The 20864-nt window shown below is 33.5% G+C and carries 16 protein-coding genes; 14 read left to right on the forward strand and 2 right to left on the reverse strand.

Translation table 11 applies throughout. The annotated features are described in order from the left end of the window. Positions 1-119: 119 nt before the first annotated feature. Genes BGO27_05395 through BGO27_05405 form a run of 3 tightly spaced genes read left to right on the forward strand, consistent with a single transcriptional unit; the run spans position 120 to position 5042 of the window. Positions 120-1691, forward strand: coding sequence for a hypothetical protein (locus BGO27_05395; protein ID OJV12155.1), 1572 nt, complete (start codon positions 120-122; stop codon positions 1689-1691). A gap of 13 nt (positions 1692-1704) precedes the next feature. Continuing rightward, positions 1705-2505: a hypothetical protein gene (locus BGO27_05400; GenBank protein OJV12156.1), complete on the forward strand. Its 801-nt coding sequence runs from the start codon at positions 1705-1707 to the stop codon at positions 2503-2505. A gap of 14 nt (positions 2506-2519) precedes the next feature. After that, entirely contained in the window at positions 2520-5042 is a 2523-nt protein-coding gene (locus tag BGO27_05405; protein OJV12157.1) for a hypothetical protein, read from the forward strand. Between the two features lie 15 nt (positions 5043-5057). Here the strand turns inward: BGO27_05405 and BGO27_05410 are convergent, their stop codons facing one another. Beyond that, the gene (locus tag BGO27_05410) at positions 5058-6065 is read right to left on the reverse strand and encodes a hypothetical protein (protein ID OJV12158.1); all 1008 of its coding nucleotides are present in this window, start codon (positions 6063-6065) and stop codon (positions 5058-5060) included. A 184-nt stretch (positions 6066-6249) separates the two neighbouring features. Between BGO27_05410 and BGO27_05415 the strand changes: the two genes are divergently transcribed. Both BGO27_05415 and BGO27_05420 read left to right on the forward strand, forming a co-directional pair. Beyond that, positions 6250-7932 (forward strand): RNase J family beta-CASP ribonuclease, encoded by a 1683-nt coding sequence (locus tag BGO27_05415; GenBank protein OJV12159.1) that lies wholly within the window; start codon positions 6250-6252, stop codon positions 7930-7932. Positions 7933-8068: 136 nt separating this feature from the next. Continuing rightward, positions 8069-9346, forward strand: coding sequence for a hypothetical protein (locus BGO27_05420; protein ID OJV12160.1), 1278 nt, complete (start codon positions 8069-8071; stop codon positions 9344-9346). Positions 9347-9354: 8 nt separating this feature from the next. On the opposite strand, the gene BGO27_05425 is transcribed toward BGO27_05420, so the two are convergent. Continuing rightward, positions 9355-9540: a hypothetical protein gene (locus BGO27_05425; GenBank protein OJV12161.1), complete on the reverse strand. Its 186-nt coding sequence runs from the start codon at positions 9538-9540 to the stop codon at positions 9355-9357. A 173-nt stretch (positions 9541-9713) separates the two neighbouring features. On the opposite strand from BGO27_05425, the gene BGO27_05430 reads away from it, so the two are divergent. From BGO27_05430 to BGO27_05470, 9 genes are all read left to right on the forward strand, one after another. Beyond that, the gene (locus tag BGO27_05430) at positions 9714-10958 is read left to right on the forward strand and encodes a 4-hydroxy-3-methylbut-2-en-1-yl diphosphate synthase (GenBank protein ID OJV12162.1); all 1245 of its coding nucleotides are present in this window, start codon (positions 9714-9716) and stop codon (positions 10956-10958) included. Next, positions 10955-11920, forward strand: a complete 966-nt coding sequence (locus BGO27_05435; GenBank protein ID OJV12163.1) for a tRNA dihydrouridine synthase DusB — start codon at positions 10955-10957, stop codon at positions 11918-11920. The genes BGO27_05430 and BGO27_05435 overlap by 4 nt, the downstream gene beginning before the upstream one ends. Before the next feature lie 8 nt (positions 11921-11928). Then, positions 11929-12975 carry a hypothetical protein gene (locus tag BGO27_05440; GenBank protein OJV12164.1) on the forward strand — a complete coding sequence of 349 codons (1047 nt, stop codon included), beginning with the start codon at positions 11929-11931 and terminating at the stop codon, positions 12973-12975. Between the two features lie 112 nt (positions 12976-13087). After that, complete coding sequence (locus BGO27_05445; protein ID OJV12165.1) at positions 13088-13837, forward strand: hypothetical protein; 750 nt, start codon at positions 13088-13090, stop codon at positions 13835-13837. Positions 13838-13845: 8 nt separating this feature from the next. Beyond that, entirely contained in the window at positions 13846-14496 is a 651-nt protein-coding gene (locus BGO27_05450; protein OJV12166.1) for a fructose-6-phosphate aldolase, read from the forward strand. Positions 14497-14636: 140 nt separating this feature from the next. Further along, positions 14637-15647, forward strand: a complete 1011-nt coding sequence (locus tag BGO27_05455; GenBank protein OJV12167.1) for a hypothetical protein — start codon at positions 14637-14639, stop codon at positions 15645-15647. Between the two features lie 221 nt (positions 15648-15868). Next, entirely contained in the window at positions 15869-16165 is a 297-nt protein-coding gene (locus tag BGO27_05460) for a hypothetical protein (GenBank protein ID OJV12168.1), read from the forward strand. 141 nt (positions 16166-16306) lie between these two features. Continuing rightward, entirely contained in the window at positions 16307-19078 is a 2772-nt protein-coding gene (locus tag BGO27_05465) for a hypothetical protein (GenBank protein OJV12169.1), read from the forward strand. Between the two features lie 96 nt (positions 19079-19174). Beyond that, a complete protein-coding gene (locus tag BGO27_05470) occupies positions 19175-20857 on the forward strand; it encodes a hypothetical protein (protein ID OJV12170.1) in 1683 nt (560 codons plus the stop codon). Positions 20858-20864 lie beyond the last annotated feature (7 nt).

The following is a 20864-nucleotide window of genomic DNA, read 5'->3' on the forward strand; positions in this document are numbered from 1 at the left end:
TAAAATAAGTGCAGTAATTAATTTGGCACTTATGTAAGAATGTATTTGGCACTTATGTAAAAATGTATTTGGCACGGAACTTGCATATATCATAAATGAATATTTATTTGTGGTATATTATGACTTTATCAGTTTTACCAATTGTAAGTCCCGTGCAAGCTCAGGTAGCTCAAAACACAGCTACTGAAGGTCAAGTAATTCAAACTGCCGAAGCAGGTGATAGTGGATTTGGACAGGTTCTAGAAGTTGCAATGCAGTCTGGCGATGTATCAGCTGCCCAAAATCAGAGTAATCTTTTTACAATGACGCTGGAGACTTTACAAACTCAGGAAATTATACCATCTTTACCTGAGGATGTGGATAGTACAGCAGTTTATACTGATGAAATGGGTTTAAATGCCGCACAAATTCAAAATGCTAGCCAGCCTATAATACAACCCTCTGATATTAATGCCGAAATTGATAATACTCAGTTAATCGATAGCTATTCTGAAACTATCGAGCTGCCTGAAATTACACCTCAAAAGTCATATGCAGACGATTCATTTGGTAGTGAATCTAAGAGCCTTCCTGATAATTTAGATAATGTTAATAATGGTTATGATATATCTCAGGAAAATATCCCCATAGACTTTAACAATCAGGCTGTAAATGCTAATGCTGCGGCAAATATTCAGCCTTCATTACAAACTGAAGTTCAAGCATTGGATGACGTGTTGCCTTCTGAATTTGATGAAGTAAGCATGGAAAGCTTATCATTAAAACGTCCTAAGGCAATTAATCAGGTAAAAGAAGTTAAGCTTGAGTCTATAACATCTGCGGAAGAAATAGCAGATTTAGAGGCAAATTTAGAATATAATAACGATATAGATAATGCGAATTTAGAAACTCCAAGATACAATGAGGCAGAGCTGGTTGATGCCGAACCTGAAGTAATACTAAACTCAAAATCATCTCTAGAAGTTGGCTTAGATCTTAATAAAACTGTATCTTCAAATTCAGCAGCATCAGCAGATGAAATAGTAAAAGAAATTAAAGCAGGCGAAGCACTTGCTTCTGAAAATATCAGTGCAAATCAGGTTTCAGCTGAAATCAAACCAGCAAGCAATTCATCTGGCAATCAAGACTCATCATTTGCTGAGAAAAAAGATAATGAAACAGGAATAAGTGATAATAATAATTCTGGTCATATAACTAATGGCAGTAATAAAACAGAATTTGCTCAAAAGCTTGAAAAACTAGACGCATCTATTAAAGAGCCTGCGCTTCCTGTTGTTGATCAGGTTAAAAGCCAGATTACCAAAAACTTACAAACAGGTACAAGGCAAATGACTGTCCAGCTTGATCCAGTTGAGCTTGGTAAAGTTGAAATTAGTATTAGCATTGATAAGGATTCTTCAGTTAAGCAAATTTTTGTGAATGTTGAAAGACGCGAAACACTTGAGATGCTAGGTAAAGATCTTGCAAACCTTGAGAAAAATTTAAACGATACAGGTATTAAACTTACAACGGGTGATATTAACTTAAGCTTAATGAGTGATAGATCATTTAGCGACCACCAACGTGAATTCATGGAAGAACAAAAAGAATTTTTAAAGAGTTTAGACTCTGAAATATTAAGTGATGAAGCCGATATAAACGTAGGCACAAGAAGTTATAATGTTGATAAACTTTTAGATATAGTAGCATAAGAGGGAGATAGAAATGGCAGAATTAAGTAGCAATCCGTTTTTACAAAAATTACAAACAACACCGCATCAGGACAGAATTAAACCTATTAAAAAAGATGGTGTTGGCGGTAAAAAAGATCAACTTATGGCAGATCGCGATGCGTATATGGCATTACTTCTAACTCAGCTTAAAAATCAAAATCCGCAAAGTCCAGCAGATACTAATCAAATGACTCAAAACATTGTAGCAATTTCTCAGGCTGAGCAGGCAATTACAACAAATGAACATTTAGAAAAGCTTGTTACAATGCAGGAACACGCTCATAAATCATCTATTGTTAGCTATATTGGCAAGGAAGTAGAATATGACAATTCCAAACAAAGTCTGGAATTTGGTCAGGCTTCGTTTACCTATGAGCTTCCAAAAGATGCTGAAACATTAAAGGTAAATATAGTTGACGCAAAAGGTCATTTAATTAGGTCTCTTGGTAGTGACAGAAATATGCGTGCTAAAGGTGTTCATCAGTTTGATTGGGACGGTAAAGATAACAACGGTCGTATGCAAAAAGAAGGCGTTTATCAAATTCAAATTGATGCAGCGACCGAAAATGGAACGCCAATTGCCGCAAATACAGCAGTAAGGGCTAAAGTAGAAGGTGTTATTGAAGATTATGCAGGTAATTTTGAACTTGTTTTAAATAATAGAAATAAAATCGGAATAAACAGACTTTCAGGTATATTTGCTGCGCCTGAAATGAAAAAAGATGAAAGAGCTGGTCAGGTAGATCTCTCAAAGCTAATGGAATCAATGAATAACTTTAACATTAATGAATAATTAGGGGGTATATTATGGCATTATACGGAGCTTTCTTCGCAGGCATTTCGGGGATGAATTCAACAAGTAAGGCGATTGCTGTTGCTTCTGATAACATCACCAATACTAACTCTGTTGGGTATAAATCTTCTTCGGCTAATTTTATTACGCAGGTAACCCAAACAAGTAGTAAAAACTCTTATTCAAGTGGTGGTGTAGAAATTGCTAATCGTAGGGCGGTGGATATTCAGGGTATGATTCAGGCAACTGGTGTAGTAACTGATATTGCTGTTTCTGGTAAAGGATTATTTGTAGTTAACAGTAAAAACGATGTGTCTGGTGATTTCTTATTTACAAGAGCTGGTTCATTTAGACAAGATGCTCTAGGAAACTTCGTAAATTCTGGTGGTATGACGCTACTTGGCTGGCCTCTTGACAACGAGGGTAGAATTCCAGGCGCCCCTGGTAACTTAAATACCATTTCAAGTGCGCTCTTAGATAGTTTGAAGCCTGTAAACTTAAAGACATTGAGTAATGCTGTAGCTGCAACAACTAGAGTAAATTTTTCTATTAACCTTGATTCTGGTGAAGATTTATTAGAAGGGGCAGGTCAAACTATTTCCATTGTAAATACATCTGCAGAGAACGCTACAATCGGGATGGATGATATTATCGTTCCTAATGCAAATATTAGGGAAGGTACAACAATTAGAATTAACAATGGTGCAACCTCTTATACTTATCAATATGGTGGTGTATCTTTTAGTAACGACGTATCACTAGGTATCCTGGGGTCGATTAACCCTACTCAGGTATTTACAACTGGTGTGATTAATGGTGATCAGTTTACTATTTCTAACCCAACGATAGGTACTTACACTTTCACATTTACTACAAATGCTCCTGATACAACATCAGGTTTCTTTAATAACCTTGCCACTCTTGCGGAGGCTATGAATAGAACAACAGGTCTTACCGCTAGAGTCCAGAATAATCGCTTATTTGTTTCTGCAGAAGATTCAAGTCAAGCACTAACATTTGCAAACGTAGGTGCTGCAACAATGGTTGGTGGTCTTGGCTTCTTTAACGTTGCAGCTGCAGCTTCAAATATTACAAACGATGGCGTTTCAACATCTGATGATATTACAGCTGTGCCGATGTTTGGTCAAAATACAACTACAGGTGCGTTTGTTGGTCCTACAAACGGTGACACACTAACTATTGCAACTCCATCACTTGGTACTATTTCCTTTACATTTAACTCCCCACCAGGTGCTGGTCAGTTTGATACTCTTGCAAACCTTGCAACTCTTATCAATGCTCATGCAGGATTTAACGCAAATATTTCAAATAACAGGTTATCAATTTCCCCTGCAGATCCAACTGATACTATGACATTTGGTTTCACAGGTACTAACTTTCCTGCAACTTTAAACTTACCAGATACTACTACACTTCCAGGTACTGTAAGAAGGTTCTCGACGCTTGCAGCATTACAAACTTTAGTGAATAATTCTGCTGGTATTAAAGCTAAAACAGAAACATCTGGTGTTACTAGTGCTAGGCTTAAAATTTATAATACAGACCCGCTTGGAACCATTACGTATGATTATGGTTATCCATTGCCAGGATCAAATAATATTTTGACTGAATTTTCATTGCAGCGTAACGTAGCTACAACAGCTATGACAACTGCATATGATAATGCTAAAGGTGTGCCTACAACAACGCCTACAGGTCCTGCTTATGACCCAACAGCATTACTTGCGGGCAATATGGCTGGTGGGCTAATTGTTCCCCATTTTAGCCGTAACTTTGAGGTATATGACCCACTTGGTGCAAGACATGACTTCCGTGCAAGCTTTTTAAAAATAGGGATAAATGTCTGGGCTATGGAGGTTTATGCCTTAAATCCTAATGATATTGTTTCAACATCAGGAAGAACTGATGGACTTGTTTCATACGGAAACGTTACTTTTAACGGGGATGGTAGCTTAAGAGACGTTGACAACGCCCTTGTCAGTCCAATAACATTTACATGGACAAATGGTGCGCTTCCAAGCACTGTAACTTTATTTATGGGTACGGCGGGTGTGCCAGCTGGTACTGTCGGTGCGACTCAGATTGGTCTTCGTGATGGTTTAAGCCAAATTAGATCTGATTATAACGTGCAGTTCGTAGAGCAAAACGGTGTATCTGCTGCGTTATTAAGCTCAGTAAGTATTGATGATGATGGATTCGTAATTGCCAATTATCGTAATGGTCTTTCGCAAAAACTTTTCCAAATTCCACTTGCTGATTTCCCAAATCCAAATGGTCTTACTGCTTTAGACGGCAACGTATTTGCATCTAACCAGGAGGCTGGTGCATTTAACCTACGTGAGCCAAATACAGGTGGTGTTGGTGGCATTAAGTCAAGTGCGCTTGAGCAAGCTAACGTTGAGCTTTCTGATGAGCTAACAAGACTTGTAGTTTATCAACGTGGTTATGAGGCTGACACTCAGATTATCAGAACTGTGAATGATCTGCTTAGAGAGTTAAATAGACTGTTTACGTAAAAAATTATTAGTCTACTACAAGCCGGGCTTAGTCCCGGCTTCTTTATTTTGTTTTCTTGATACACAATCAATCAAATCTCTTTTAATTTGCTTATCGATATTTTCATTGCCTGTTAATAAGATGCTATCTGGTAGTAATTGCTCACATATCAAATTAAAACTATCCATATCAATTGTGCCAAATCTGCTATTTTTACGTAAGCTGTCTTTCCAGTTATATATACCTGCCTCATTTTTTTGGAGTTTCACAAGGTTTTGGAAATTTTGTATATCTGGGAAATTAGAGATTACGACTTCCTGATTATATGTTTTAAGCTCTTTGGGATAATGAGTTGCCAGGAATTTAATTGCCGCTTGCTCTGGATTAGGCGTAGTTTTAATAAAATCGAATATAGGATCATTACAACTAACTAAGTTAATATCAGCTCCTTTTGCAATTAAAAACAAGCCTATAATTTTATCGCTATCCTCGGGTTTATCTTTATTTGCGGGCATAGGAACATTTTTCTTTTTATCTTGAATGTTTACATCTGCATCATACGCTAAGAGATAGGTAATAGTTTTATAATCTCCATTTTCTGCGGCTATATGAAGAGGTGTTTTTTTCTTTTTATCCTGGCAATCAACATCGGCTCCTTCTTCAAGTAAAGCTCTGGTAAATGATAGATTAGATTGCGCTACTGCTATATAAAGCGGTGTATTTTTAAAAACATTATTATTATCAATATTGATTCCTTGAGTTTTAAGGTAACTTATTAATTCTCTATTTTTTGCCAAAGAATGTTTTTTATACATTGCTGCATTGTGTAATAAATTGTCACCATTTTTATCTTCGGTTAACGGATTACCACCATGTTCGATTATTAATTTTAATGCTTTTAAATCTCCTACCTTTAAACATTTTTCCATAGCATCTTTATAAAACCATAGTTTCCTTTTAATATCGCTTGATGTTTTAAAGGTAATTAGTTCTTCTTCAAGCGCTTTGTAATTTTTGCCAATAATATAATCTGTTAATTTCATTCTAAATACCCAAATTATGCATTTATTAATATATTATACAATTTGCAATTATAGTGGTCAATTTTATAAATTTTTAACTAATTTTGAGTAACTTAAAGGTAAAGGAAAGATTAATGCTAGACTAAATGCAAGAAATAAGGTATTTTAGGCTAACATTTGAATAATATAAATTACAAAGAATTACATGACATTTAATATAAATCATAACAAAGATAAGTTATTTTTCGTACCACTTGGTGGATCAGGCGAAATTGGAATGAACCTAAACTTATACCATCTAGACGGTAAATGGCTAATGGTAGATCTTGGCGCCGGCTTTGCCGATGACTATTTGCCAGGTGTTGATATTATCGTTCCAGACATTGAGTTTATTGAAGAACAAAAAGAAAACCTTATTGGCTTAGTGCTTACTCACGCACACGAAGACCACGTTGGTGCTGTTATATACCTTTGGGAACATTTGCGTATGCCAATTTATGCTACGCCATTTACAGCAGCCTTTTTAAAGGCGAAGTTTGCTGAAAAATTTGGTACAAGTAAGCATGTTAAAATTAAAGAAGTGCCAATGAACAGGCGCTTTAAGGTTAGTAATTTTGATATAGAATATGTAACACTTAATCACTCTGCTCCTGAAATGCAGGCTTTATTCATCAGAACACCTGAAGGTAATATATTTCACACAGGTGACTGGAAGTTTGACCATGACCCTGTTGTAGGCAATCCAAACGACGAAGCATTACTTGCTAAGCTTGGCGAAGAAGGTGTAGACGTTGTGATTGGTGATTCAACCAACGTATTTAATAAAGGATTTTCTGGGTCTGAGGGTGATCTTAAAAAGAGCTTAGAGAAATTGGTAATGGAATGTAAAGGCTTAGTTGCCGTTACAACATTTGCTTCAAACCTTGCCAGAATTGAAACAGTAATTGCCGCTGCCAGAATGTCAGGGCGTAAAATTGTGGTATCTGGTCGTAGTTTCTGGAGAATTATTAGAGCAGCTCAAGATTCTGGTTATTTAGAAGATCTGCCAGATTTGGTTGATGAAAGAAGTATGTCAAATTACCCACGTCATCAGCTTTTACTTTTATGTACAGGTTGTCAGGGTGAGCCACTAGCTGCAACAACTAAAATTGCAACGCAGAACCATCCAAATATTCGCCTAATTCCAGGTGATACGGTGATTTTCTCATCAAAGATTATTCCAGGTAATGATAAAGCGATTTTCCGTTTATTTAACATGTTTGTTAAACTTGGTATTGAAGTTTTAACTGAAAGAGACCATTTTGTACACGTTTCAGGTCACCCAGGAAGAGGGGAGCTTGAAAAAATGTACACACTTTTAAAGCCTAAAACAGTAATTCCAGTGCATGGTGAGCTAATTCATATGCATGAGCATGCTAAAATTGCTCGTGAGGTTGGTGTTCCGTTTACTGTTGAAGTTGAAAACGGTGATATGATTCATATTGCGAAAGAAGGCTGCCGTAAAGTTGCGTTAGTTACAGCTGGTAAGCTTGCTGTTGACGGCGTAAGACTTATCCCAATAAATTCGCAGGTTATCCGTCATCGTAGAAAACTAAGAGATGATGGTATTGTTCTTTGTAATATTATAGTTGATCAAAAATACAGACTGCTCGCTCAGCCAAACTTCCGTACTTTTGGTGTACTTGACGATGCTAATGAGCGTCCACTTATTGATGCGATCGTTGAAGATATTTCTGAAACAATCGAGAATCGCAAGGAAGTTAAAGGAAAGAAATCAAAAGAAGATGAATTAGATAATAATATCAGGGCTTTAATCCGTAGATATTTATCTCAGGAAGTTGGAAAAGCTCCTATGATCGATCTTCATATTGATGTTGTTTACAGTTAAAATAATCTGAATTTTTAAAAAGGACGCTTCGCTATAAGTGTCCTTTTTTATTAACAAAAAGTTTCTACAGCACATTTACGTTGACTTTTGCTAATTTTATCTTATTTGTTTATGAAATTTAAGATAGTATAAAAATATGAGTAAAAGTAAGAAACTAAATAAATATCAAACTTTAAAAAGCTATTTTGATAATGGCGAAAAAGAAAAGACTAAAGCATTCTTTTTAGCTAAAAAGCCTAAGTCACAAAGAGCAAAATCACGGTGTACTCCGCAAAATAATTTATTTCGGGAGTGTTGTGAGGATGGATATGCAGATCTTGCCGATTTTTTGCTAGGTATTAGTGATAAAAGTCTTGTAAACACTTTGGTTAAATCAAATAAGTTTAACTATTTCAGAATCGCTGCTATTAGCAATAATACTAAGTTATACCAAGTTCTATCTAAATATACTATAGACGTTTTATATCAAGAATTAATTTCTACTCATTCAATGTACATTTTTGAGGCTATGGAAAGCAATCAAAAGGAAATGGTGGATTATTTATGGGATACTTTTATAATAGAACATACACCAACTCAATTTGCAAGACTACTTACCGAGCTGATAAAAACTATAAATGATGCAAGGGATGCCAAAGGCTTTTCTCCTATGCATTTATACCAATATTTAAAAAAACTTATGGATAGCGCAAATGATAAAGATTTAGATAATTTATATGAAGTTAGATATGTCAGCGATTTAAAAACAATTCCTGTTTTAGATGCAGCTTTTTCAAATCTAAGAATATTTCATCATATATTAAGCAAGTCTGACGCTCAAAGTATTTATATGGCTGAAAAACATATAAAAAATCGTATTTTAAACTATGGCGTAACGACTGCTGCAAGCCTATATTTTGATAATACATACAAAATATATTCAAATCCTCAGTTATGGACAACTTATCTAAGAAAAATATTTCACTCTAATAAAAAAGACCTACTTAAATCTACTATAGTGCAAAAAATAGAATATGCGCTTCAAAAAAATCATACTCTCCTTTTATTTCCATTGGTTAGTATAGCAAAATATTTAAATGTTGAGTTATCTGAAAAACTTACAATGCAAATTCATGCTCAAGCCTACTTTTTAAAGCAATTTGAATATCATGAAATTTTACTTGCAAGTGATTTGCAAAAACAAGGGTATTCAGAAAAGCAGATTAGAGAATATATTGCTATAAATAAAGAGCAGATAAGTAATCTTGCTTGCATAGCAAATAATATGATTTCTTATAATGATTTGATTATTGATATGAATAAAAATAGGCAAAATACAAAATCTAAAAGTATACTTGGAAAACGAAATCGAGAAGATAAATGTATCGAAAGGTCTGCTAAGAAGCTAAAAACTTCTTCAGCATCGTTTAATTAAATTACTTATTAAGCAATTATATCAGGGTGGATGATAGAGTCTAAATAATGGATTCGATCTTTCACCCAAAGTTTACGTTTTTTGCATTTTTGGGCTTCGATTTGATTTTTGGTGCTTAATTCTTCGATTTTTTTCTCAAGTTCCTGATGTTCAATCTTAAGAGCTTCAAGCTCCCTAAATAACAAATCTTGCATAAACCTTTATTACTTGTGGTTGTAAATTATATTATTAAGATATCATAAATTATAACCCAAGTCTATATATCTGATAAAAAGAATTTATTAATATGTAAATTTTACAATTACATTGACTTTTTTAACATTTGCTTAGATAATGAGGGCGTTTTAATAATTTTAGGTAAATTGCGATGGTTGCTCTTCACAATATAAAAAGACATAAAACTCATAAGGTTAAGGTAGGAAATTTCTACATAGGTGGAGATAGTCCTATACTTGTTCAAAGTATGACCAATACTGATACAGCGGATGTTGAAGGTACTGTAAAGCAGATTATAGAGCTTAATGAAGCTGGGTCTGAGATTGTAAGAGTAACAGTAAATAATGAAGAGTCTGCAAGAGCAGTGCCGAAAATTCATGATAGCCTAATTAAACAAGGGTATGACGTTCCTTTAGTAGGGTGCTTCCATTATAATGGTCATAAGTTGCTTACAGATGTGCCAGAATGTGCAGAGGCTCTTGCGAAATATAGAATAAACCCAGGAAATGTTGGCTTTGGTGAAAAGCGTGATAAGCAATTTGAAATGATGATTGATCAGGCGGTCAAGTATAATAAGCCTGTAAGAATTGGTGTTAACTGGGGTAGTTTAGATCAGGATTTAGCCCAGAAAATGATGGACGATAACTCTAAGTCATCAAACCCTAAATCGGCTGATGAGTTGCTGCGTGAAGCTCTGGTAACATCTTCCTTACAAAGTGCTGAAAAAGCTATAGAGATGGGACTTACTGCGGATAAAATTATTATTTCTTGTAAGGTTAGTCAGCCGCAAGATCTAGTTGCGGTTTACACTGAGCTTGCTCGCAGATCAAATTATGCACTCCACCTTGGGCTTACTGAAGCAGGAATGGGGTCAAAAGGTATTGTTGCCACTACAGCAGCTTTAAGTATATTACTGCAGCAAGGGATTGGTGATACTATTAGGGCTTCACTTACCCCAAGACCAGGTGAAAAAAGAACTCAGGAAGTTACTGTTTGTAGGGAAATTTTGCAAAGTTTAGGCTTTCGTAATTTTACGCCGCAAGTAACAGCTTGCCCGGGGTGCGGAAGAACAACCAGTACATATTTTCAGGAACTTGCTTCATCTATTCAGGACTTTTTAAATAGTTCAATGCCAGTTTGGAAAGACAAGTACATTGGTGTTGAAAATTTAAGGGTTGCGGTAATGGGCTGCATAGTAAATGGTCCTGGCGAAAGTAAACACGCAGACATTGGTATAAGCCTTCCAGGCACAGGCGAATCACCTGTAGCACCAGTATTTATTGATGGTGAAAAAGCCTGCACTCTCAGGGGCGATAATATTGCCGGTGAATTTAAAGATTTAGTTATAAATTATATAGAAAACAGATATTTAGTAAAAACTACGGTAGACGTATGACTATTAAAATAGGTAACATTCAGCTTTCAGACGCAGTAATCCTAGCACCATTATCAGGCGTTACAGATAAGCCATTTCGTGATGTTGTAAAGCATTATGGGGCAGGGCTTGTTGTGTCAGAAATGATAGCAAGTAGAGCAATGATACTAGAGACTAAACAATCACTTCAAAAATCAAGTGGGGCTGATGATAAAACATCCATTCAGCTTGCAGGTTGTGAGCCTGAAGTAATGGGTGAGGCTGCAAAACTTAACGAAGATCGTGGCGCAAGGATTATTGACATTAATTTTGGTTGCCCAGTTAAAAAAGTAGTTAATGGCTTTGCTGGTTCTGCACTCATGAAAGACGAACCGTTAGCTGTTAAAATCTTAGAAGAAACCGTTAAGGCAGTAAATGTACCTGTAACTTTAAAAATGCGTATGGGATGGGATGCCAATAGTTTAAATGCCCCAAGTCTTGCTAAATCTGCTGAAGATGTAGGAATTCAGATGATTACCATTCATGGTCGTACAAGATGCCAAATGTATAACGGAACAGCTGACTGGAAATTCATTAGAAAAGTTAAAGAAGCTGTAAAAATCCCCGTTGTAGCAAATGGTGACATTAAAACTATTGAAGATGCTGTGAAGTGCTTAGAGGAATCAGGTGCAGATGGTATTATGATTGGTAGGGGTTCATACGGAAAGCCTTGGTTTATCAATCAGGTGGCGCATTATATTAAAACTAAGGAAATTTTACCTGACCCAAGTTATGCAGAACAGCTTGAAGTTATCATGAACCACTATGATGCTATGATTGAGCTTTATGGTGCAGACGCAGGTGTTAGAATGGCAAGAAAGCACCTTGGCTGGTATAGTTCTGGCATTCCACATTCAGCAGAGCTTCGTGGTAAGATTAACATGATGACAGACTATAAAGAGGTAAAAAAAGTATTTGCCGATTTTTATAGTAAGTTGCTTTAGAGAAAAATATGACTACATCTCATTTAACAAAGCTTGATGAATACATAAAGCAGCATGAAGCTGAATTTGATAAAAGGGCTGAGAATTTGCAAAAAGATACTCTTGAAATCTTAAAAGGATTCCTAAGAGATGTTACTTACGATTATGCTAAGCAAATAGAAGCTTATCCTAATGTTAAAGCATTTGAAACAAATGCGTATTTAAAAAAATTCTGGCAATATAAGCACTATTATTTGTTGTTAGGTAGAGATTTTACTAAAGAAGCTAATAATTTGCTTTGGGAGAAATTAGCTTTATCTATAGATTCTCAAGAAAGTATAGAAAAGCTTAAGGATTTGAAAAAGCTAGAAGAGTTAATGCATGAAGCTATTAATCCTTTTAATGGTTATGAAAATTTTGCAGAAAATATTACACACTTGCTGTCATTAGGAGCGAATTTTAATTATATAAGTAAATATGAAAAAGAAAGTATGTCATATTCATATGTATCTGTTATTTTTAAAGCACGCAATAATTTTGATTTATATACAATGTTAATTTCTGAAGGTATGGATTTTGTAACTTTTTTAACCGAAATTGATATAAATGGTAGATTAAAGAATTTATTTGGATTAGTTTCTAGATTCTCAGTAGATATTGAAATGATTAAAAATTATGTACTTCTTACTGATGAAATTTATGTATCTAAACGTCAATTTGCGCGTAACGAAGCTATGAAATACGCAATAGATTTACCTTTATTGTTTTCACCATTAACGGCTATTTTATTATATAAGCCAAAGCAAGAAAATCAGGTAATATCAAGCCTTTTAGAAACCTGGATAAAACAGCTAATTACCCCTGAAAACTTGAGTAATCTTTGCATACGCGATTTTATTGGGTTAAATGCTTATGATTATTTAAAAATGCTTCCTAAAGATTGGCCACAAAGACTTGTAGCAGAAGATCGTATTAAAGAATGTGAAGAAAAAATAACGAAAGCAGTAAATAAAGCTATGCACCGCTTCCGTTTTGATCCTAATCAGGCAAAGCACAATTTTAAGCGCTTTTTGTAAATTTAGCTAAAAATATATAATTTTCAAAAAAAATCTATAAAAAACAATCTGTTTCTGCTATTATACGTCAGCAAAATTTTCATAAGTGTAATGGTGGACTTAAGGACTTAATATGACATATTTTATTTTTATAGCAGCAGGTAAAGGTAGCAGAATGGGTGAGCTTACAGCTGACCAAAATAAAGCTACTTTAGAAGTTCAGAATAGATCATTAATATTACGTCAGATAGATTGTTCAGCCGATAAAGGAAGTATTAGTGTAATTACAGGCTTTAGGGCTGGTAAGCTTTTTAAACATGTATCACCGCATTATCTTTCACCGTGTTTTCATCATAATAAACAATGGCGTTTGAATTTTGGTAATGTTCACGCAATGCTTAAAGCTGACCGCTATATAATGAAAGGTCACGACATTATTATTTGTTATACAGATATTTTGTATAAAAAAGAGGTTATGGATCAGCTATATTCATCTAAAGACCCTGTTGTAATGCCAGTTTTCACGGGCTGGAAAAAGCAGCAAGAACAATTACCAGGCAAAAGCCTAGAAAATTTTGAGGCTATAACTGTAGGTGAAGATGGTCTTATACAAAAAATCACCACAAATCCTGATTCTTCGGTTAAAATTGACGGTCAGTTTATGCATATGATTAAAATAACATGGCCAGCATGGATTGATATGCACGAAATGCTTAGAGATATTGATAAAAAAGAAATTGAGCAAATGGATATAACAACGCTCATAAACCATATGATAAATTACCAAATTGTTACCAAACCAATTTATTTTGATGACGGCTGGTTTGAGATTGACACACCCGAAGAATTAGAATATGCAAATAGTAATTTTAAAGATAATTAGAGGATAAAATGCAATTTTTCTTAGATACAGCTGATATTTCCGAAATTGAAGAATTAAACGCAACCGGATTAGTTGATGGCGTTACAACCAATCCAAGCCTTATCGCAAAGTCAGGCAGAGATTTCAAAGATGTTATGAAGCAAATTTGTTCAATTGTTAAAGGACCTGTTAGCGCTGAGGTTGTTGGAACAAAATTTGATGAAATGGTTAAGGAAGGCGAGGTTTTAGCAAAAATTGCCGATAATATTACTATTAAGTTGCCTATGACATGGGAAGGGCTTAAGGCTTGTAAATATTTCTCAGATAAAGAAATTCAAACAAATGTGACATTATGCTTCTCGGCAAATCAGGCATTGCTTGCGGCTAAAGCTGGCGCAACTTTTGTTTCGCCATTTATTGGAAGACTTGACGATATTGGCATGGAAGGAATGAGCCTTATTGAAGATATGAGGGTAATTTTTGACAATTACATGTTTAATACGCAAATTCTTGCTGCATCAATCAGAACAAGTGAGCATGTTTTAAGATGCGCTAAAGCAGGTGCAGACGTTGGGACAATGCCAGCAAAGATCATGAAGGACCTTATAAAGCACCCGCTTACAGATAACGGTCTTCAGGCATTTTTAAATGACTGGTCAAAAACAGGGCAGAAAATATAAATATCTATGTTGTTTAAAATATTTTTAAGGGGGCGTTGCGCCTCCTTTTTTTTAAGTTATGTATATACAAATTTTCTGATTGATAAATTTTTAATTGTAGCTATAAAACATTTAAATAACTTAATTTAAGGAAAGTAAGTATGTCTAAAGGAAAAAATTTAAATACAATTTATGATGAAATTTTACAAAAGCTTCCAGAAAAATATCATGAAATAGTGCTTGGTGAGCATAGTATAATAAAAAAACTATCAGAACTTAAAAATGTTAATACAAGAGAGGCTCTCGAGATTTTGGCATCTGAATGTTCACACTCATTCCCACATAAACCTAATTTTTTTATTATGTTTGCAAGACTAAGCCACGACGTTCAAAAACTAATGGCAACTGGTAAAATATCAATTAAGACTTTAGTTAAAATTGGTAACACACAGTCTTTGCAATTAATAGGTTGCTTGGCTAATATTGATAGTTTGTTAGTCATATTAGAAAGTCATAAAGCAATGGACGAAGGACTTGAAATGATTTGCAAAATGAACGTTTTAGATCTTCAAAGCTTTATATCTCAGGCAAGCACATACATGCCATTTATAAAACTCATGTTAAATGCTAATTTAGCAAGAATTGATGAGATTGCGCTGCTAATTATAAAGGATCCTAAAAAATTCACTCTATTGATGGATAATTTTGAATACTTATTAGATAGCAAGCTTTTTCCGTTTACTATTGAAAATGCTTTAATGTTGCTGGGTTTACCTGAAGCGAATCGCAATACTGCTTTAAAGGTTATTAAAAATGGTTTTTTAGGAAATTTAATAGATGAAGATTTTAGAGAATCAGGATTGGAAAAACTATATAATGTTAATCCAGATTTAGTTGAAGATTTTATTGGAAGTATCATTAGTGCTAATGTGGATAATTCTAAACAAGAAGAATTTATAGCTCATCATCCTATATATTCAAAGTTTCTTGTAGATAATTACTTAATAAAAGCAGCAAAAAAAATTGAAAAAATTATTGAGTTAGGTGAAGATGGAAGTGAAGGTAGAGAATATAGACATATTACTACTATGAATATTTCAGCTAAAGAATATAGCACGTGGGAGCAATATATTGCATCTAAATCTCAAGCAAATAATAGTAAAGAAATGTAGCTATATTATATAATTTTATAAAAATCAGTACCTTAACCTAGTTAGAATATTTGCATTAATATTTTAACTAGGTTTAATTTTACTCTTGACATTAACGAATTGTTAATATATAATACAGACTATATTAAAAAATTATGTAGATGATTAACATAAGTTCTTGCTTTTTTTAGAGATCTGTGTTATTTTGCTACCGGTAAATTTAATACTTGGAGATTATTACAATGAATAAGACGAACACACATCAAGATTTGGAAGTAATGAACGATATAGATTATATCAGAAAATCATCGTCTTTAGTATCTGAAGCTTTACATAGAGGTTGCGACGTTATCCAAACTGCTGATGGTGATGTTTTCGTTACTGAAGTTAAAACAGTTACTTTCCACTATACCTGGGATTCTAAGAAAGGTAGAATGGTTAGAGTGAATTCGGGTGGTAGATCTAAAAAAATCCGCAAAAAGAACGATGTTCTTGATGCAGTAGATTATCACGATGATTTACATGGTGCAAAAGTTTAATTGCATTTTTAGATATAGTTACCCGATCAGCGCGCTTACACTTTCATAAACATATACTCCCTCCAAAATATATGCCCAATAAAAAGTAAGCGCGTTTTTTTTATACCACATATATGGTTAAGAATTTATGCTTTTTGTTATATGAGTGAAGTTATGTTGAATAAGTTTTGGGAAGATTTAGTAGTAAGGGAAGATATAAATGCTTCGGATAGTCCTCATTTAAATCATGATAATTTTAACAATTTATTCAAATTTACCAGTTTTGCATTAAATCAGTATATTATAGCAAAAAAAAGCGGCGATGCTAATAAAATTGCTATAGCAAAAAATGATATTGAAAAACTTCAGATTATACTTAACCGTGTACAGTCCAAAACAATGGATACTAGCTTTTTTGATCGTGGTGCTAATAATGTAGTAATAATTCGTAAAATACTAGGTTTAAGAGAAATTTTTACAGATGCAACAATTGAAGAGAGCTTTTGTGGTGATAAATTAGCCAATATAAATGAAATAGCACACTTTCCTATTAAAGCATCTCATAAACCTTTATATATAAGCCCAGATATGGGATTTTGTTATATAGAGGTTGATACTAAATATGAACATGACGCAGATAAATGTCTATTTGACCCTTATCCAGGCACAGATATCACTTTACTTGTAAAGAGAGAGAATGAATTGCGTTATAAATTTGATACACTTCCATACATTGTTTTATTACAGGCATTGTTAAGAAATAAATCAGTAATAATTGAGAATATCCAAGATTTAGATGAGCATGTAAGAAATAAATTAATAAGAAGACTTGATGCTATTCAAAATATAAACAATGAGTACATAGTTGGTAAGTACACATTTGAAGAAGCCTTAGCTATTGGTTTGGATGTAAATAATAAAGATGTAATTGAAAGCGCAGCGCAGCGTGGTTATTCAGAATTTATAAAATGCCTTGAAAAAGGTGCAAACCCATATTTAGCCGCAAATTATGTAAATAAAATCCATTTGCTTACAGATGACCAGTTTTTACATATAGCAGAAATGCTATTAGATAGCGGATTTGTGTTTACAGACAGCCCAATCATGGAATCATTAAGCAGAGAAATTAAAGGTCTTGAAAGTTTAGATAATGACAGTATTTTATCAAATTTTGACACAATCAGGCTTAAAAAGATTATTGCTGGCAGACAACTAACGGACGAACAATACAATAAATTTGCTCCTTTTGTAAGAAATGCAGTACTGGCATCACAATTTATTTATAAACAGGCTTTAATTATAGATCATGATGATATTGCAATTAATGATCTATCGCTAGAAATTATTGATTTAATGATTAATAATGAAGTTGACGCACAAATTTTACTAAACATCAAAGTTAATGGAATTGGCATTAAAGACTTGCCATTAAAAAATTATGTTTTACCAGAATCATATGTATGTAAATTTTCTTTAGGCACTATTTCACAGCTTTCTCAAGTTTTTAAATGTGATGTTAGCTTAGCTACAATTGAAAAATTTTGGAGCCAAGATGTATATAGCGATGATGTAAAAAAGATTATTCCATATATAAAGACTAATAATCTCGCAAAACAAATTGTTAAAAAAGTTGATGGCGTTAATGCATCTGCTATTACTCAGGAAATTATTGATATTGCAGTAGCAAGAGGGGCAGATAGCGAAGCACTCACAAAGCTTGGGAAATTATCTGACAAATTTAAGTTATCAAATTCATTTTTAGAATCTGCAAATCCTGAGCAGGTACCAATATTATTACAAAAATATAAGTTTGATAATGTTAAATTATCTGCTGCACATTTTGATGTTATTAAAAAATTGCCGGCATATGAATTTTATCAAACAATTGCAGCTTTTAATGCATCAAATTTATCAGATGAATTTTTAATAAATTTATTTTCAAACACTGAACTTAGTATTGATCATTATAAAAATCAAAACATTGATTTATTAGGAGATGAAACTGCTACAAATATATGGCTGGTGCTTCAAGTGCTTTATGATTCAGGCAATTTGAAAATTGCTGAAGATGATAAAGGTTCTAGTAAAAAGCAATTTGATAGTTTTTTTAATCCTAATTTGAACAAATACATTAAACCTCTGGAAAATCATGCTTCCAAGGTTTGTGATATAGTTTTGGCTTTATTTAAAGTTAAAGGATATGAGGATAATTTTATTAGTAATCTTCCTGAGTCTATTAAAAATATAACAGGTATGAGTGAAGCATTAAACAATGCAAAAGATCTGGAAGCGCAGCGCCTTGCAAAATTAGAAGAAGAAAGAAAAAGGCAACAAGAGGAAAAAGAGAGATTATCAAGGGAAGCTGAGGCAGAGCGTATTAGATTAGAGCAAGAGCAACGACGTCTACAGGAAGAGGAGAGAATTAGGCTTGCGTTAGAAGCAGCAAGACAAGCGGAAGAAAGAAAACGTCTTGAGGAAGCTGAAAGATTAAGGCAAGAGGCTGAGGCACGCAGGCTAGCAGAAGAAAACAAACGTTTGGCAGAAGAAGCAAAGCTTAAAGCAATTAAAGATGCGGAAGATGCGGAAAAAGCTCGCATACAGGCAACAATTGCTAGTGAAGAAAATAAAACAAATCTTAAATGGTTTCAAAATAAAACAATATCCCTTGCAATGTCCGTAGTATTGCCGGTTATTACTGCATGCATATCTTATCTAGTTGGGTGCAGCGCAAGCAGGGCAATTATAAATACTGCGTTAGCATATGTAACAGCTAATGTTTTATATGGTTCATATTCGCACTTTTCAGCAAATGGCTCATCTTTTAAGAGACTTCCTATCGAGATTGCTAAATCAGCTGCAGATAGCTTGCCGATGCTGCCTGAAAACTGGAGGCATAATACTAAAACAATCGATCCATCTCTCTTAAAAAGATAAGTGTCAGTGAGTGCAGCATTTATTAATCAGTTGCACTTTCTTAGTAAACAATGTAATAGTTTTATGGTTTAAGTTAACCTTGTAAATATTATATTTATGTCAAAAATTACCTATCTTCTTAAAGAAAAAAACTACGATGAAGCTATTAGTGAAGTTAAAAACAAACAATTTATCTTTGGAATAAGCAAAAAAGAGAGTTACAGTACATTATATCAGTTCTGCGAGTCAGGTAATATTCGTTATATTAAATCATGCCTAAAGATGATCAGACATTTTGAAGGGCAGCTAAAATTTTCGGTTAAAAAAGCTATAAAAAAAAATGATTTCAAAATGATCAGGATTTTTGTCGATTCTAATCATATAGCAGCGGTTGACTGGCTTTGGGAAAAGGCAGTTAAAGAAAATCTTGATGTAAGAAAAATTATAGATGAAGAACTAGCCTGGAAAGTTTTTGTAAGAAAGGTAGTCAATAATAATTCTTTGGAAAAGGTGAGTAAGATCATTAAAAATGCAAAAAGTTTAAACATCGATCTGATAGAGAATATGAAAAAAAGAGAGTATGATATATTTAAAGATACTGATATTATCTCATTTCCTTTATTTAACCTGTTGCTTAAAGAAGCTGGATTGTTAAACCCAAAAAACAAGCCATTGCTTGAGGAAGTTTACTATAAAATTGTTACAATGGCTGTAGATTCAGATAATTCCTCATATTTTAGTAATATTATTAATTTTGGTAAGCTTTTAGAAATTGATATAGTTAGAATTTTTGAATCAAACAATTATACTTTGATTTTGAAAGCTTTTGAAAATTTGAAAAACAACACTAAAAGTTCTGTTGAGTTAATAGTAAAACTTAAGGAAGCAGGTTTTAGGCTTGGTAAGTTGTTTAACGAAGAAGCCTTTCAAGGTTTTTATATGTCACTTACTAATAGTGATAACCTTGCTGCCGTAAAAAAAATTGTTGAGATATTAGAGAGTGAAGGGATATTTAACTTAGATTTCTTTGAGTCATATTTTTCTATGTGCTGTAAAGGTGATAGTACAAAATCTTTGAGTGAAATTAATGATACTAATATAGGTAAATATTTTTATGATCAAAATAAATTTGCTAAGTTTTTATGCGGTAATTTAAAAGAGGCAATTGCTGAAAATAGATTTGAGGTTGCTTTATTTCATTTTAAAAAGTTGTATACGCTAGGCTCCAATGAGATAAATCTTGAGCAGAAAGAATATAGCCTATTACTAGATTATGTGATTACTGATTACGCCGCTCATAAAAATAGTATTTTTGAAAGATGCAGGAATTTTAAGGCTTCGCTATCTGAAGAATATTTGATTGCATCGCCCAACTCACAAATTGCTTTAGACAAATTAGAAAACAGACTAGTTTCGCAAAGAAAAAAATCATTTACATTAGCATATTTAATTTATCAAAAATGCCCTGAAATATTATATACGGCAAAGAGAAGCAATAGCGAACATAGAGACAGTGATATAGTATTTTTTTTAAACTGGATTAATAATATTTATAATAATACAGGATCCTTTGCATTGATAACAACTAACTTTCATCAAATATTTGATTCAATAACATATCATGAATTAGATGATTTATATATAGTTACAGGGTTAAGAAATGTAAAAGAACTGCCGAAAATTGAAAATTTAAGAGAGAAATTTAATGCAGAAATAAAATCAAACACGTTTAGAAATTTGATTGAAGACAGTGATCGAGAAGAGTCTTTAATAGCTAATTTTATCCCTAAAATGCAATAAGTAATTT

The organism is Alphaproteobacteria bacterium 33-17, from assembly GCA_001897445.1.
Lineage (GTDB): Bacteria > Pseudomonadota > Alphaproteobacteria > Rickettsiales > 33-17 > 33-17.